Origin of the sequence: Maribellus comscasis (assembly GCF_009762775.1) — a bacterium.
GTDB lineage: Bacteria > Bacteroidota > Bacteroidia > Bacteroidales > Prolixibacteraceae > Draconibacterium > Draconibacterium comscasis.
In genome coordinates this window covers 2270145-2286547 of sequence record NZ_CP046401.1, presented here as the reverse complement: position 1 = coordinate 2286547, position 16403 = coordinate 2270145, and the positions used below count along the sequence as shown (strand labels likewise).

Genomic DNA, 16403 nt, shown 5'->3' with positions numbered 1-16403 from the left:
GCTTAAATAATTTTAAAGGAAATTGAATTGAGATCCCTTGATTCACCGTTTTCTCCAACTGCCTTAATATTTGTAATATGAACCCAACTTTGTGGGTTTAACCTTTTGAATTCATTTAATTGTTCCTGTGTAAAACGATTTGAACTTGATGGATATCGGTTTGTGTATCCCCCGGCACCAGTAGTTTCGACAGTAAACTCGGTAACTGTATATCTAAATTCAAAATCAAAATCAATTAATTCGGCCATAACTCCCTGCTGAACAACAAGTTCTTCTTTTCGAATGTCGCCACTTGAACGGCCGGCAATTTGGGCTACCGGATCAGGAACAGATTTTACCCTCCAGTCAGATGTTCCAACCAATCTTCGTGTTCCACCAATATTCGCGTATACAGTAACTTTTGTACGTCTTCCCATTTCATCCAAATCAGTGGGTTCAATAACGTATGCATCACCATTTTTACTGACCCTACCGTTAGTCATAGTAACCTCGAGGTTTTCTTTTGGAATTCCGCTGCCTCCAATATCAAATGGATTTTCAAGCCCGCGGTAAAATACGTTCATTTTTGTAGCTGACATAGTAACACTCGGAGCTGTAACCTGATATTCCTGTTCAAAACGGTAATTTTGAATTACGCCCGCAGGTGTTTTATATTTTATTAACCCACCCCAGCTAAATTCACCAACTTCGGTTGCATTTACTGTATAAGTAGCTTTTCCGTCAACCACCGGCACTTGTCTGCCATTGATAAATATTTCAGGTTGCTGAGTTGTGTCTTCTGCGGCCAGAAAAACTTCAGCTGCATATTTGTCTCCTTGCAAAACTACATTTGAAGTTGGAATAACCTGAGCTGCCAGTTTATTAAATTTGAATGAACCAGCATCAATTTGTGCATAAAGGTATTTGATGAGGTTGGCCTCGGAGTTTTTTACGTCGATTTGAATTTTGGAAAGTAAAGTTAAAACTGCAACAATTGGTTTATCCTCAAAGTGTTCAGATTCCCATGATTTGCTTTCTCCTCCTTCCGCTAAATCGACAGGAGGATCTGCGGTTTCCAGCTCCTGAAGAATTGTTTCTCTCAATTCTTCATCATCTTCCGAAAGCATTCCAACCAATGTTTCCCTGTAATTTTCGATTTCAAATTTTAATTCTTCGCCTTTTTTTTGGGTTATCATCATTTCAGAAGGAACATTCAAATCCTGTTCATTTTTTAACTGTAGCGTATCTCCACTTTCTGTATAAAGATAAAAACCATCAACAGAGTATGGATTTTCTTCGTTAACCTGTTCACTCCCTGAAGCTTTTACCAATTCCTCTTTTAACTGAGAAATGTATGAAATTAAGGCTTTTGTATCATCTCGAATGACATCGGCCTTGTTTTTCCACTCCTCTGTTTTTGTTGGATTTTCGATAAATGCTTGCTCAAAAGACGAATAAACCTGGGCATTTTGCATATCTACAGCTTTCATTGTCTGCATCAGGCTTGAATCCACAACCTTAAATGCCTCCAATACTTCTGCGGCTACATTTAATGCCAACATTGCCGTTAGGACAATGTACATCATGTTTATCATTTTTTGCCTCGGGGTTTCCGGACAATTTTTTGCACCCATAACTGAATCTTCAAATTATTTTTTATAACTCATTGCTCCCAGCATGTTGCCATAAATTGTATTCAAGGCCTCCAGGTTCTTATTCAATTGTTCTGCGTTATCTTTATATTTTTTTAATTCATCAACAGAAGATGCCAGAATCTCATTCATTTGAGTTAGATCGTTATTGAACTTTTGGCTCGCAACCATTTGAGATTTAGTGTCGGTTAACTGCGCCTCAAAATTTTTGTTCAGTTCATTAATATTTTGATTTAGTTTCTGGAGATTGCCGGAATACTGTTTTGAACCTTCTCCAATGGTATTTAACCCACTGGTAATGGAACTAGATGCCATTTCAAATGAGTTTGCCAGGTTTTTTCCTGCATCGGCAAGTTGAGACGAGAACTGTTCGCCGGTTCGTTGCATAACAGATATTGCACTTTTCCCTGATTCTGACAACTGTTTTGCTGTATTAACGTAGGATTCCGCAAGATTTCCTACCGATCTGTTTATGGTCTCGTTGGCTTTGTTGTTAATTTCCGCAAATGTACCCATTGATTCAGACGCCGAACCGATGTTTTTAACATATAGGTCGGTTGCCAGGGTAGCCGCTGAGATATCGCTGATTCCTCTTGCAGTATTACTTAACTCATTTAAACCTTTTCCCACTTTGTCCAACAGCTCAGGAGTAAGCTCTGAACTTGAAAACAATTCATCAATACCTTTCTTATTTCTTGGACTTATTTCGTCCATATCCATAATTTCATAATCCTCTCTTAATTCAGGATAAACCTTGCTCCATTCAGGCATTTCCAAAGGTGGTTCGAAAGCTGATAAAAAGAAAATAAATGCTTCCGTTATCAAGCCGATAGTCAGAAAAAGTCCGGAATGATTCCAGTGCTGGAGTTTAAAAAGTGCTCCAAGCATAACTATGGATGCTCCCCATCCGTAAACGTATCCCATGAATGTTTTCCAACGCTTAGTCTTAAAAATTTCTCCCAGGTTCATATCTTTAGATATAGGTTAATATTTTTTAGTTGAATTCGTCTCCGAAAGTTGAACGTACACATCGGAATCCTATAAAAGATTTCGTCGTATCCTGATATTCGTAAGTTCTTGTTGATACTTGAATATAATGTGCAATATCTTTCCACGATCCTCCACGAATTACTTTTCTCTTCATAACAGGGGGATCATCAGGTCTTGCATTATATGTGAACGAAGGATTTATATCGCTAAAATATTGGTATCCGGCTTCATCGTATGCTGTTTCTGTCCATTCGGCTACATTCCCTGACATATCATAAAGGCCGTATTCATTCGGTTCATAACTGCCTACTTTCATTGCCCCGATTCCACCATCCTCAACATAATTTCCACGAAGCGGCTTAAAATTGGCCAGGAATACACCTTCTTCATCCCTCGCATAATATCCGCCCCAGGGATACATAGAATATGTTTTTCCGCCCCTGGCAGCATACTCCCATTCAACTTCAGAAGGCAAACGGTAGGCCTGCAGTTCTGGTTCTCCTCTTGAGTTTAAGTAGGTGGTTTGAATTTTTGTTCTCCAACTGCAAAACGCACGTGCCTGTTCCCAGGTTACACCTACAACAGGGTATTCAGCAAATCCCGGATGCCAGAAATACCGGGTAGCCCATGGTTCGTTAAACGAATATGTAAAGTCTCTAATCCAGCACAGTGTGTCCGGATAAATATAGGCTTCATCCTGCATGATGAATGAAGAACGGTTTTCAATAGGAACCAGTTCTCCTTCAGCATTATAAACATTTCCTTCATAGCGCTGATTTTCAAAGTTATAACTATTTGAGCGTTTGGCTGCCTGTTGAATGTCGATCCACCAATATTCATAAAGCAACTTTCTTGTGTCTATTTCCTTTCTTCCAAAAAATCTTTCATTTTCAGGTATATAAAGGTCTTGCATCGCCATTTGCATATCGGGATCTTCCCAATCAATTCTTTCTCTCCAGTTTATTCCCGGAGGGTCAATGGGATTTCCTTCCCTATCTTCTGTGATTAAAAATTCGGGGTACTGATCTCCTAACATTCTACGTGCAATTGAATCTTTTACCCAATTGGTAAATTGCCTGTATTCAGAATTTGTAATTTCGGTATCATCCATCCAAAATGCCTCCTGAGATACTGTTTTAGTTGGGAGCATTGTTTTACTGGGATCCTGATCGCTTGGACCTATATTGAAACTGCCCCTTCTGACATACACCATACCGTGAGGTTGAGATTCACTCCACTTGCCCCTGTTTTGTACTCCAACCAATTCACCATTTCCCCCGGATTGGTTACAACTTGTAAATGTTAAAATGCTCAAAAGTACAATTCCGAAATAAAGAAGTTTTTTCATAGCACAATAAAAAAATGGCTTTTTCTATAAAAATCTTATACTCTTATATTTTTGGTTTCGGTTTTTCTCTAAATCAATAGAATACGTCACAAAAAACTCGTGTGATGCAAAACCGTAATATCCTATCGCTGATGTTACCAGATCGAAAGAATATCCTATTTTTAGTCCGTTCAGCATTTCCAAACCCATTAACAACGAAACTGCGTCGTTTAAACGGTAAGAAATCCCTCCCCAAAATTTTTCATCATAAACAATTCTGCCTGTTACATCAAACTGCCACCCGGCCAGGTCGGTTTTTAACAAAGCAGTGGGTTGCAATTCAAATAACGGGTCAGCTAATTTTATATTGTATCCTCCCATTAAATAATAATGTCTTGCAAGGAAGGTAGTTGCCTGATCTGAAAATTTAATTTCAGCCTGGTTTAGGTGTGTTGCCGATACTCCAAGAAAATAATTATTGGATGAAAGGTAAAGTCCAAATCCCATATCCAGCGCCATTTGGCTAACTTCCCCCTGCGGAATAGCAGGGTCAGAACTTGGATCAGTATAAATATCAGACGAAAGTCCGCTATTTTCGCCCGTACTCCATTCCCCGTTATATCCTTTAGTCATTAATCCCATTGATAGTCCTATTCCCAATTCACCAAAATTAACCGTCGTCTTGTAAGCGTAGCTAAAGTTTACCGAAGTATTTTTTTCGTAACCAAGCTGATCGCTTATAATATTTAAACCTATTCCGCCTTCCGAACCAAATGGCTTTATTGCTGCGTCCATACTAAAAACCAGCGTTTTGGGAGCACCTTTAAAACCCTCCCACTGATATCGGTTTAACAAAAGTCCACTTATCGCATTCTCTGCTCCGGCATAACCCGGATTAACTCCCAATTTATAGTACATATAATTGGTGTATTGCGGATCTTGCTGACTATAAGACGCTAAATTTAACACAAATACTAAAAATAAAAAAGAAATTATTTTTTTCATCCGTTTTAACTGCATCTTACGTTTCTTTTTCAAACCGGTTTAAAGAAATAAAAAATTGTTTTCTGTAACAAACTTTTACCATTTGGTATGCAAAGAACGTTAACAATTTGGTATTATTTTGACAATTCATCTATTTTTTGAACAAACTTTAACCAATTCTCTGGTATTTCATCACCCGATGCTTCATCATATTCTTTCTTTGAACAGGCAATTAAGTGTTTATTTCCTTTTGTAGATTGAATCTCAAACCACCACCGCGCCGTTTCTGTACATTTGTAAAATACAATTGGCTCGTCAATCTCTTTTACTTCTACTTTGTACATCTGCAGATTTTCAGGTATTTCCTTTTCTTTTTGTACTCTGTTAAGAAATCCTTCCAGAAAATACCAGATAATCTGAGCCGAAAGTTTAAGTGATATCCCGTTATTATCTTTATCCCAATCGGTTTCAAAAATACCAAAAACTTTCAATTTATTACTCAGGCCTGCATATTTTGCCAACTGGCAGGCTTCTTCACTATATAATCCGTTCGGGTTTTTAATCCGATTTCCACCAATTTCAGAATACTTTAACACATTGGTATCAAACGAAAGAACATCTGTATTGCGAAAAACAGGTTCTGCATTTATGGAATCCTCGTGCAAAAGTCCAAGTCTCACATGCGTGCCAAACCCTTTTGTTTTGGAAAAAAGCTCTTTGGGAACAAGGTGTGTTTGATATCCGACAAGATTAAATTGAAAAATTTGCGGATTTTTTTGAAAAATCCTGGTTAAAAAATTGGTGGCTGAAAAGGTTTCCCTGCCTTTCTTTATATCAAGTAACGAATCAACAGATGTAAGAGAAAAAAAGGTTTCACTTTTAAATGCTTCACAAATTCCAACTGTTACATCTTGGCTGCCACCAATTAATAAAGCCACGATGTTTAATTCAGTAAAATATTCGATAATATCGCGTACCGCGAGAAAAGCTCCTTTTTGACTTTTTGTTTTTTTTAGTTGGCCAAAGTCAACAATGTTTAACTTTCTGTCAATTGTTGAAAGCTGGTATAGCTCTTCTCTGATTTTTTCTGTTGGATTTGTTTTACTGCTTTTCCATGTTCCATTATAAAAGGGGACGCTAAATACAGCCACTTCAATTTTGTGAATATTGGCCGGTGTTACTTTCTGAGTTGATTTTTCAATGGTTTGGCCCACTGAGTATTTCCAGCTGTCTTTGAATTTGCCGGAGTACTTCGAAAAATCAATCGGTTCAAAATATTGTCGTACGTCCATGAGTCAGGCAAAAAGCAGATGTTATTATTTGCTTTATTTTTTTATTTTTTTCGACCACGTTTTGATTTTGGCTCCGGAGCATTGTTGATTATATTCATACAATCCTCCAGGGTTAATTCCTCAGCATTTGTTTTTTTGGGAATTTTATAATTTTTCTTTTTGAACGAAATATATGGTCCCCATCTTCCATTCAGAACTCTTAAATCCGGTTCCTCTTCAAACACTTTAATCACAGCTTTTCTGTCCTTTTCCCGTTTAGCTTCTATCAGCTCGATGGCTCTGTCAAGTTTAACTGAAAAAGGATCATCTTCTTTTCCGAGGGATACAAATTTATTGTCATGCCGCACATATGGTCCAAAACGACCAATGGCAACAGTAACTTTTTTATTTTCATATTCTCCCAATTCGCGCGGGAGTTTAAATAATTCCAGTGCTTCTTCCAAAGTTATTGTTTCGAGGTGTTGTCCGGTTCGTAAACTGGCGAATTGCGGTTTTTCACCTTCTCCGTCGGTTGATGCCTGCCCCAATTGAGCAACCGGGCCAAAGCGGCCAATTTTTACTGAAACTTCTTTTTCTGTTTTTGGGTCAATTCCCAATATACGTTCTCCCTTGGACCGCTCAGAGTTTTTTAAAGCGTCTTCAACATTCTCATGAAATGGCTGATAGAAGGCATCAATCATCTCGTTCCAAATCTTTTTTCCCTCTGCAATGTCGTCAAATTCTTTTTCCACTTTTGCGGTGAAATTATAATCCATAATTTGCTGGAAGTTGTCAATCAGGAAGTCGTTTACCACCATTCCGACATCAGTTGGAAAAAGTTTTGATTTTTCGGCACCTGTTATCTCAGTTTTTGTTTTTTCGGAAATATTTTGCTTCCTCAGTGTTAAAACGTCGTAGCTGCGTTCTACTCCAGGTCGATCTTCTTTAACTACGTAATTTCTGTTCTGAATGGTTGTGATGGTTGGCGCATAGGTAGAAGGACGCCCAATGCCTAGTTCTTCCAGTCGTTTTACTAGAGAAGCTTCCGTAAAACGCGGAGGTCTCTGCGAAAAACGTTGCGTGGCAACAGCCGAAGACATTTCAAGGGAATCATTTATTTTTACAGGAGGTATAATTACGTCGCCACTTCCGTTACTTCCATTGTCATCATCTGTCGATTCAATGTAAACTCTGAGAAATCCATCAAAAATCAAAACTTCACCTGTGGCAACAAACTTTTCACTGGTATTCGATATGGAAATGGTAACTGTTGTTTTTTCGAGTTCTGCATCTGCCATTTGCGAAGCAATTGTTCGTTTCCAAATCAAATCATACAAACGTTTTTCCTGACCCGAACCGTCAACAGTTTCATTATCCATATAAGTCGGGCGGATGGCTTCGTGCGCTTCCTGTGCACCTTTTGTTTTTGTTTTGTAGTTTCTGATTTTTACGTACTTGTCGCCGTGTAACTCCTGTATTTTTTGTTTTGAAGTATTGATGGCAAGTCCCGACAGGTTTACCGAATCGGTACGCATATATGTAATCTTTCCACTTTCGTATAAACGCTGAGCTACAGCCATGGTTTGCGAAACTGAAAATCCGAGCTTCCGGCTGGCCTCCTGCTGCAGAGTTGATGTTGTAAATGGTTTTGCCGGAGATCTTTTCCCTGGTCGTTTTACTACATCAGCAACCGAAAAATTAGCGCTTTTGCATTTTTCAAGGAAAGCAAAAGCTTCTTCCCTCTTGTCAAATCGTTTGGAAAGCTCTGATTTTAATTCAGTCTGTTTCCCATCTTTATCTTCCACAAGAAAATAACCGTTGACCCGGAAAGAGGACTCACTTTTAAAATTGATGATTTCCCTTTCCCGTTCTACAATCAAACGAACGGCAACCGACTGCACTCTTCCTGCTGATAATGATGGTTTAACTTTTTTCCATAAAACGGGTGAGACTTCAAAACCAACAATCCGATCAAGTACGCGACGCGCTTGTTGTGCATTTACAAGATTTTCATCGATTGAGCGCGGATTTTCAACCGCATTCAAAATCGCGTCTTTTGTAATCTCGTGAAAAACAATTCGTTTTGTGTTTTCTGGTTTGAGTTTTAAAACCTCTTTCAGATGCCAGGCAATTGCTTCCCCTTCGCGGTCTTCATCGGAAGCTAACCACACCATTTCGGCATCTTTCGACAACTTTCGAAGTTCGGTGACAACTTTCTTTTTATCGGGGGTAATAATATATTTTGGGTGATACTTTTTTTCAATGTCAATCCCAAAATCTTTCTTTTCCAAATCACGTACATGTCCCATACTCGAGGTTACAAAATATCCATCCCCCAGAAATTTTTCTATGGTTTTTGCTTTGGCCGGCGACTCAACAATAACAAGGTTTTTGTGCATATGCTTAACTCTTCCTTTCAAAAAATTTCTGCAAATTAAAGAAAATCAAACGCTAAGTTCAAAATTTAATAGCTTAATTTTTTTTAATTCTATATTATTGATAATGATGATTTTATTTTTCAGAAGCCAAAATAATGATATTAATCTGTTCGTTTAAACAATTGCTGCGTAGGCAGAATCATATATATTTGCTATGCGAATTTAATTGTAAAATTTATGTCAGAAAAGAAAAAAAAATATACAAAATATATTATTGCTTTCTGGTCGGTTATAGGTTTGGGGATACTTGGAGTTTTTCTTTTGTTTTTTATGATTGCAAAAGGGAAGCTGGGTTTTATGCCCAGTTTTGAAGAACTCGAGAACCCGCAAAACAATTTAGCTTCAGAAATTTATTCGGCAGACGGGAAAGTACTTGACAAGTATTTTATCAGGGAAAATCGTACATATGTGGATTATGAGAATTTGCCTGAAGATTTGATTGATGCTTTAATCGCTACAGAGGATGTTCGTTTTTACAATCACTCCGGGATTGATTTACGCGGCTTGGTGCGTGTTGTAAAAGGAATCGTTACACGCAATACCAGTTCGGGAGGTGGAAGTACATTGAGTCAGCAGCTGGCAAAAATGTTATTTCCCCGCGATGCAATGGAAAATGGCCTGCAACTGGCGCTTCGTAAATTTAAGGAATGGGTAATTGCTGTTAAACTTGAGCGCAGTTATACAAAAGAGGAAATTATTTTAATGTATCTGAACAAATACGACTATTTAAACAATGCGGTTGGGATAAAAACCGCAGCTCAGGTATATTTTAGTGTTCAGCCCGATTCGTTGCAACTGCATCAGTCTGCGATGTTGGTTGGGATGGCAAAAAATTCATCGCTTTATAATCCGGTACGCCGCCCCGAATTGGTTTTACAAAGAAGAAATGTTGTTCTGAATCAAATGTTTAAATACGGATACATTTCTAAAGAAGTAAGGGATTCTGTAAAACAACTAGCGCTCGATTTGGATTATCACAAAGTAGATTATAAAAGTGGAGCAGCACCTTATTTCAGGGAATATTTGCGTTTAACGATGACGGCCAAAAAACCTGTACGCGAAAATTACGCATCGTGGCAAGGTCAGAAATTTATTGAAGATCTGGATGAATGGGAAAATAATCCGCTATTTGGATGGTGTAATAAAAATGTAAAACCCAATGGTGAAAACTATGATCTGTATAATGACGGGTTAAAAATTTATGCAACCATCGATTCAAGGATGCAAAAGTATGCCGTTGAGGCCATTGAGCAACACCTTCGTTACGATCTTCAACCACTGTTTGACGGGAGTATGCAAGACCTGAATAATCCGCCTTTTGCAAACAATATGACGGCCGGGGAGACTGAAGATTTACTTGACAGAAGTATCAGGCAAAGCGAACGTTACCGGGTTCTTCGTTTGCAGGGAATGAATTTCAAAGAAATAAAAGAGAATTTCAAAAAGCCGGTTGAAATGACCGTTTTTTCATGGCAGGGAGAGAGGGATACGGTAATGACTCCTTTGGATTCAATTAAATACTATTTGCGCTATTTCCGATCTTCATTTATGGCTACCGATACAGAAACGGGAGCTGTGCGAGCTTATGTGGGCGGGCCAAATTACAAGTATTTTATGTATGACATGGTAAAAGACGGAAAACGCCAGGTGGGTTCTACTGTAAAGCCGTTTTTATACACTCTTGCCATGCAAAACGGCTTAACGCCTTGTACCAAGGTTCCTTATGTTAGTCAACAGTTTCAAATGCCCGATGGTACCATTTATGAACCCAAAGACTCTGATGTGGATGAAGAAAAAGATGGTCAGTTGGTTACATTGAAATGGGGGCTGGCAAATTCGAAAAACCGCATTTCGGCGTGGGTGTTAAAACAGTTTAGTCCGCAGGCTGTGGTTGAAGTTATGAAACGACTTGGTGTTTACAGTCCGATTGACCCTGTTCCTTCTATGTTCCTCGGAACTTCCGACATTACGCTTTACGAAATGGTGGGAGCTTTTACTACCTATGCAAATCTGGGCGTTTTTATAAAACCCTATTTTGTTACCCGTATTGAAGATAAACACGGAAATGTAATTGCAACATTTCAACCTGAAAAACATGAGGCCATTGATGAACAAACTGCTTACCTGATGTTGAATTTGATGCAGAGCGTAATAAATGATGGAACGGGTGTTCGGTTACGATTTTCAAATCTTTGGCGTGATAGAGTGACGAAGGAATATGGTGACTTCGCTGTGCCGATTGCCGGTAAAACAGGGACAACACAGAACCACTCCGATGGCTGGTTTATTGGGGTGACCCCAAAACTGGCCGGAGGTGTCTGGACAGGTGCCGATCTGCGAAGCATTCATTTCCGTTCCCTTGGAAGCGGACAGGGAGCAAATATGGCACTTCCAATCTGGGGGTATTTTTACAAAAAAGTTTTAGCCGACCCTACCCTGGGAATTACAGAAGAACAGGAATTTAAAAAGCCACTTAATTTTACAATTGATCTCGATTGCGATGAAGAGGAAGATTCAAATTCTCCGACCGACTTTAATGATTTCTTTTAGGTTCTTGCACATAGAATCTCCGAGGAGGGGAGTCGGGTGATAATATCTTAATTTTTTCTCTATTCCTATTTTTGATCAGCCGAAAACTGAAAAAAAATCAGTTGTTATAACAATGTTTTCCAGAATTTGAGATAACATTTAACGAGCGTTATTTCGTATTTTTACCGTCGGATAAAATAATTTTAAAAGATGGAAAACAGGACAACGGTAAATTATTATTACAAAATTAAAGTTCTTTTATCCCCCGAAGATTTTAACACAGTAGAAGAAGGATTGGATTATGCTCCCAATAATAGCCTTGAAGCTTTTTACCACATTATTGTTGCAGGATATTCTGCAGAATTTGCGCTGGCAAACTATAGAAATCTGTACGAATATGTGACTGAAAAATCAATTACTTATTCCAACGCACTCGTAAGTTATGCCTTTTATCCGGGGATGGATGCAGGGATGTATGTTACAAAAACGCAATGGTACGAGTTGAATTGAATATGAATGGATTCAGAAATTATTATTTCTGATTTTTTCAAACTGCAATTCTTCAAACGATTTTCCTTCCCTGGTTTTTGCAGGATAACCAAGAGTTACAATACTCAGTACCTTAAAATTCTCAGGAAGATTTGTCATCTTCTTTATGTATTCTTCAGAAGAAATCTCGTTTGTATACATCCGGTTGCGAATTTGAATCCAACAACTTCCCAATCCAAGCGACTGGCCCGTTAGTTGAAGCAAAATGGATGCGATGGAGCAGTCTTCAATCCAAACATCGTTTTTGGTTTCATCTGCACAAATAATGACTGCAAGAGGTGCTGTTGCCAGTGGAGTTACTCCGTGTGGCTTACATCCTTTTAACTTTTGGATTTTATCCAGGTCGTCAACAAAAATAAATTCCCACGGATTTATGTTTTTAGAAGAAGGAGAGCGCAATATTGCCTCTTTCAGAATCTCAATTTTTTCTGATTCAATTTTTTTAGTGCTATAATTTCGTATACTTCTGCGGTTTCTTAGAATTTCTATCATGTGGTTTATTTTCGATTTTTTCAGGTAAAAGAAGAGAAAATTATTCGAAGTTTAGTATTTATTCTTCTACTGATGTCTATTGATGAATAAAATTTCATAACTTCAGCACCATCAATTGAATCATAAAAAATGAAAAGAAAAAGTCACTTCCTTCTATTAATTACAATTGTGTTTTTTGCATGCGAGAATAAATATTACTCGGTTGATAATTTTCCCGAAGTTGAAAAAATTGATGCACATTATCATATTTATACAAATAATAACAGTTCGCTGGAACAGGCCGCGAATGATAATTTTAAATTGTTTGCAATAAATACCTATTCCGGGGGATGTGAACGGGTTGTAACTGCCCATCAGTGGTTAAAAGAGCTTGGAGAAGAAAAACCGGATGAGTTTGCATACTCAGCAACCTTTTGTTTGGATGGCTGGGATGACTCGGCTTGGGTTGATAATACCATTTCCTGGATAGAGCAATGTGTTGCTGATGGCGCCAATTCGGTAAAAGTGTGGAAAAATATTGGCATGGAATACCGCGATAAAGACAGCGCGCTTATTATGATTGACGACCCGAAATTTGATCCGATTTTTGAATATCTGGCTAAAAATAATATTCCGCTTGTGGGGCATTTAGGTGAACCCAAAAATTGCTGGCTGCCAGCTGATGAAATGACCACAAAAAACGACAGCGGTTATTTCTCACGTCACCCCGAGTATCATATGTATTTGCACCCGGAGTTCCCTTCATATGAAGAGCAAATGGCTGCCCGTGACAGAATGCTGGAGAAAAATCCGGATTTGGTTTTTATAGGTTGTCATCTGGCCAGTTTGGAATGGAGTGTGGATACGTTGGCTGAGTTCCTTGATCGATTCCCGAATGCTTCGGTTGATATGGCAGCGAGATTGGGGCAGGTTTTTTACCAAACCAGAGACGACCGCGACAAGGTGAGGAAATTTTTTGTCGACTACCAGGACAGACTAATGTATGGAACCGATGTGATTGATAGCGGACAGGAAAAAGAAGCGTTTCAGGAAGAACTACACCAAACCTGGTTACTCGACTGGGAGTTTCTGGTGACCGATAAAACAATGAGTAGTTCTTTAATCGATGGTGATTTTCAGGGGCTCAAACTTCCCAAAGAGGTTATAAATAAAATATATTCCGAAAATTTCAAGAAGTGGTATAAAACTTTTTGAATGAACCCTTTTATTCTTTTTGGGCTTTTACTGAATAAACCATTGGTATTTTGTCTTCCATACCTTTTATTTTAAACTTTCTGTCCCCGGTTTTTACTGTGTTTTCAAAACAATTGTAGGGTGAGTAGTTGTATTCTTTAAAATCTTTAAGTTTCATGCCTGTTTTTACAAGTGCATCAATAACCGTGCTTAAGCCATGGTTCCAGCACATCGATTTTTCTTTGATCTCAACACCTCCATCAGTATAGGTTCCTTCCAATTCTTCTATAATCGGATTTGAATCCATGTAGTTAAATTCAATCTGTTTGAAATCGTAACTAAACATCCAAACCACGGGGTGAAACTCTGCCATTATAAATTCTCCTCCCGGTTTTAGAAAATGGTGAATCGTTTCTGCCCACTTTTTCATATCGGGCAGCCAGCCAACCACACCGTAAGAAGTGAAGACAATATCAAATTTTTCATTCAGAAGTTCAGGAGGCTTATACACATCGCTTTGAATAAACCTGGTTTTTGTTCCTGTAAGCTTATTGAGTTGTTTTGCTTTCTCAATTGCTTTTTCAGAAAAATCTACTCCCGTGGAAAAAGCTCCACGTCTTGAAAGTGAAATAGTATCCATCCCAAAATGACATTGCAGGTGCAAAACTTTCTTTTCCTTTAGATTCCCAAGCAGCTCGATTTCTATCGGATTTAAAGAATCTTTGCCTGCAATAAAGGACTTAACATCATAAAAGTCAGAGTTAAAATGGGTTTCAGTTCTTTTATCCCAGAGCTTCCTATTGATGTCAGTGTAATTCATTTTGATTTGGTTTTGTTTCTTGCGAAATAAAAGCATTAGTCTTAGCTATGAGATACCTTTTATCTCAAATCGTATCGTAAAATTTAAAGCTGTTTCTTTGGCTCATCAACGTTCCGCAATAGCGTTGTTGTAGATTATTTCATGTTGCTTCGTTCAAGTAATGCATCTACAGTTGGTTCCTTCCCCCGGAATTTTTTATACAGGGTCATCGGATGTTCAGTGCCGCCTTTTTCTAAAATATTTTTACGGAAAGAAGCCGCTACTTCTTTATTAAATAATCCATTTTCTTTAAAAACACTAAAGGCATCTGCATCCAGCACTTCGGCCCATTTGTAGCCGTAATATCCGGCGGCGTATCCTCCGGCAAACAAATGCCCAAACTGCGTACTCATACAAGTACCTTCAATAGAAGGAAAAATCTGGGTTTTCTTCCAGGCCTCTTCTTCGAAATCTTTAACATTCCCATCAAAAGGTTCTTTCAGTGTATGCCATGCCATATCAAGATAGCCAAAACTTAATTGCCGAACAGAAAGATAACCTGCCAGAAAGTTTTGAGAAGCTTTGATTTTTTCCACCAGTTTTTCAGGAATTTTATCACCGGTTTTGTAATGAACGGCAAAACGATCAAGAAAATCTTTTTCTACCGCCCAATTTTCCAATATTTGCGAAGGAAGCTCCACAAAATCGCGGAAAACATTTGTGCCTGATAGTCCCGAAAAAGTACATTTTGTTAACATTCCGTGAAGTGCATGGCCAAACTCGTGCATAAAGGTTTCCACTTCTCTGAAAGTTAGCAACGCCGGCTTCGTTTCTGTCGGACGTGTAAAGTTCATTACAATTACGATGTGTGGTCGTGAATCCTGTTCGCCTTCTTTCCATTGTCCTTTAAAATCGTTCATCCATGCACCGCCCTGTTTCCCTTTACGCGGATGAAAATCAGCATATAACACCGAAAGAAACTCTCCGTTGGCATCGTAAACTTCATAGGGGATTACTTCATCGTGGTACACCGGAATTTCATTATTTGGTTTAAAAGTTATTCCATACAGTTCGGTTGCCAATCCAAAAACTCCGTCGATCACCCGGTTGAGTTCGAAATAGGGTTTTAGCTTTTCATCATCCAAATCGAATTTTTTAACTTTTAATTTTTCGCTGTAATAGGTCCAGTCCCAGGGCATGATTTCTTCTTCAAAGCCAATGACTTTCGCATATTCTTCTACTTCTTGCTTCTCATTTTTAGCCACTTTAAAGGAGGCAGTATACAAATCTTCCAGAAGTTTGTATACTCCTTCGGCATTCATTGCCATCCGGCGTTCCAATACATAATCGGCATAATTTTTATATCCCAAAAGCTGAGCCATTTCCAGACGCAGGCGAACCATTTTTTTTACATTTTCCTGATTGTCGAGTTCATCGCCTTTAAACGATTTTGACATGTAAGCCAAAAACATTTCTTTTCGTAACCCGCGGTTATCCGCATATTTCATAAATGGAAGGTAGCTGGGTGCAGTAATATCAAAAATCCAGCCTTCTTTTTCTTTCTCTTTTGCTTTTTCGGCCGCTGCCTCCAGCGCACTTTCAGGAAGACCTGTCAGCTTGGTGTCGTCTGTAATGTGCAGTTCGTATTTATTGGTTTCCTTAAGTACGTTTTGGTGAAACTTAAGCGAAAGAACCGATAACTCAGTGCTGATTTTACGGAACTTTTCCTTTTGTTCTTCAGAAAGATTCGCGCCGCTCCGAACAAAGTTTTGATAGGTGTTTTCAAGTAAGGTTTCCTCTTCAACCGTCAAATTCAGGTTTTCTTTTTGTCCATAAACCGATTTAATACGTTCAAAAAGTTCGGGATTGAGCGTAATATCATTTTGAAATTTGGTTAAGAGAGGGGAAACCTCCTCTGCAATTTTTTGGAGTTCGTCGTTGGTTTCTGCATTTAAAAGATTAAAAAATACGCCGGCAGTCCGACTTAATAAACGTCCTGCGCTATCAAGAGCTGCAACAGTATTTTCAAAAGAAGGTAGTTCTTCAGTTTCAAAAATGGCTTTTATTTCAGCTTCTCCTTTTTTTATTGAACTTTGAAAAGCAGGTAAAAAATGTTCATCTTTTATTTTTCCAAATGGCGCTGTTTCGTGTGGAGTGTTAAATGTTTCCAGAAGGGGATTGTTTTGTATTGTATTGTTTTCCTGACTCATAATTTGCTTT

At 38.4% G+C, this 16403-nt stretch carries 12 protein-coding genes; 3 read left to right on the top strand and 9 right to left on the bottom strand.

Going from position 1 to position 16403, the window contains the following annotated elements:
- Positions 1–2 precede the first annotated feature (2 nt).
- The 6 genes from porM to topA form a co-directional block, all read right to left on the bottom strand.
- On the bottom strand, positions 3–1613 hold the full coding sequence (gene porM, locus GM418_RS09100) for a type IX secretion system motor protein PorM/GldM (protein WP_281350289.1): 1611 nt from the start codon (positions 1611–1613) through the stop codon (positions 3–5).
- Between the two features lie 15 nt (positions 1614–1628).
- The gene (porL, locus tag GM418_RS09095; RefSeq protein WP_158865306.1) at positions 1629–2600 is read right to left on the bottom strand and encodes a type IX secretion system motor protein PorL/GldL; all 972 of its coding nucleotides are present in this window, start codon (positions 2598–2600) and stop codon (positions 1629–1631) included.
- Positions 2601–2625: 25 nt separating this feature from the next.
- Entirely contained in the window at positions 2626–3969 is a 1344-nt protein-coding gene (gene porK / locus GM418_RS09090; RefSeq protein ID WP_158865304.1) for a T9SS ring complex lipoprotein PorK/GldK, read from the bottom strand.
- A 24-nt stretch (positions 3970–3993) separates the two neighbouring features.
- Entirely contained in the window at positions 3994–4953 is a 960-nt protein-coding gene (locus tag GM418_RS09085; RefSeq protein ID WP_158865302.1) for a PorP/SprF family type IX secretion system membrane protein, read from the bottom strand.
- Between the two features lie 113 nt (positions 4954–5066).
- Entirely contained in the window at positions 5067–6224 is a 1158-nt protein-coding gene (locus GM418_RS09080) for an arginase family protein (RefSeq protein WP_158865300.1), read from the bottom strand.
- Between the two features lie 41 nt (positions 6225–6265).
- Positions 6266–8602 (bottom strand): type I DNA topoisomerase, encoded by a 2337-nt coding sequence (gene topA, locus GM418_RS09075; protein WP_158865298.1) that lies wholly within the window; start codon positions 8600–8602, stop codon positions 6266–6268.
- Positions 8603–8818: 216 nt separating this feature from the next.
- On the opposite strand from topA, the gene GM418_RS09070 reads away from it, so the two are divergent.
- Positions 8819–11191, top strand: a complete 2373-nt coding sequence (locus GM418_RS09070; RefSeq protein WP_158865296.1) for a transglycosylase domain-containing protein — start codon at positions 8819–8821, stop codon at positions 11189–11191.
- Positions 11192–11380: 189 nt separating this feature from the next.
- Positions 11381–11680 (top strand): hypothetical protein, encoded by a 300-nt coding sequence (locus GM418_RS09065; protein WP_158865295.1) that lies wholly within the window; start codon positions 11381–11383, stop codon positions 11678–11680.
- A gap of 12 nt (positions 11681–11692) precedes the next feature.
- On the opposite strand, the gene GM418_RS09060 is transcribed toward GM418_RS09065, so the two are convergent.
- A complete protein-coding gene (locus tag GM418_RS09060; RefSeq protein ID WP_158865293.1) occupies positions 11693–12211 on the bottom strand; it encodes a nitroreductase family protein in 519 nt (172 codons plus the stop codon).
- A gap of 129 nt (positions 12212–12340) precedes the next feature.
- Between GM418_RS09060 and GM418_RS09055 the strand changes: the two genes are divergently transcribed.
- Positions 12341–13405 carry an amidohydrolase family protein gene (locus tag GM418_RS09055; protein WP_158865291.1) on the top strand — a complete coding sequence of 355 codons (1065 nt, stop codon included), beginning with the start codon at positions 12341–12343 and terminating at the stop codon, positions 13403–13405.
- Between the two features lie 10 nt (positions 13406–13415).
- Here the strand turns inward: GM418_RS09055 and GM418_RS09050 are convergent, their stop codons facing one another.
- Both GM418_RS09050 and GM418_RS09045 read right to left on the bottom strand, forming a co-directional pair.
- Complete coding sequence (locus GM418_RS09050; RefSeq protein WP_158865289.1) at positions 13416–14204, bottom strand: class I SAM-dependent methyltransferase; 789 nt, start codon at positions 14202–14204, stop codon at positions 13416–13418.
- A gap of 134 nt (positions 14205–14338) precedes the next feature.
- The gene (locus GM418_RS09045) at positions 14339–16393 is read right to left on the bottom strand and encodes a M3 family metallopeptidase (RefSeq protein ID WP_158865287.1); all 2055 of its coding nucleotides are present in this window, start codon (positions 16391–16393) and stop codon (positions 14339–14341) included.
- Positions 16394–16403 lie beyond the last annotated feature (10 nt).

Coding starts and splice junctions, on each gene's coding strand:
- GM418_RS09060 (WP_158865293.1), bottom strand. CDS start 12,211: ATGATAGAAATTCTAAGAAACCGCAGAAGTATACGAAATTATAGCACT.
- GM418_RS09055 (WP_158865291.1), top strand. CDS start 12,341: ATGAAAAGAAAAAGTCACTTCCTTCTATTAATTACAATTGTGTTTTTT.
- GM418_RS09070 (WP_158865296.1), top strand. CDS start 8,819: ATGTCAGAAAAGAAAAAAAAATATACAAAATATATTATTGCTTTCTGG.
- porK (WP_158865304.1), bottom strand. CDS start 3,969: ATGAAAAAACTTCTTTATTTCGGAATTGTACTTTTGAGCATTTTAACA.
- GM418_RS09085 (WP_158865302.1), bottom strand. CDS start 4,953: ATGAAAAAAATAATTTCTTTTTTATTTTTAGTATTTGTGTTAAATTTA.
- GM418_RS09050 (WP_158865289.1), bottom strand. CDS start 14,204: ATGAATTACACTGACATCAATAGGAAGCTCTGGGATAAAAGAACTGAA.
- porM (WP_281350289.1), bottom strand. CDS start 1,613: ATGGGTGCAAAAAATTGTCCGGAAACCCCGAGGCAAAAAATGATAAAC.
- GM418_RS09065 (WP_158865295.1), top strand. CDS start 11,381: ATGGAAAACAGGACAACGGTAAATTATTATTACAAAATTAAAGTTCTT.
- GM418_RS09045 (WP_158865287.1), bottom strand. CDS start 16,393: ATGAGTCAGGAAAACAATACAATACAAAACAATCCCCTTCTGGAAACA.
- topA (WP_158865298.1), bottom strand. CDS start 8,602: ATGCACAAAAACCTTGTTATTGTTGAGTCGCCGGCCAAAGCAAAAACC.
- porL (WP_158865306.1), bottom strand. CDS start 2,600: ATGAACCTGGGAGAAATTTTTAAGACTAAGCGTTGGAAAACATTCATG.
- GM418_RS09080 (WP_158865300.1), bottom strand. CDS start 6,224: ATGGACGTACGACAATATTTTGAACCGATTGATTTTTCGAAGTACTCC.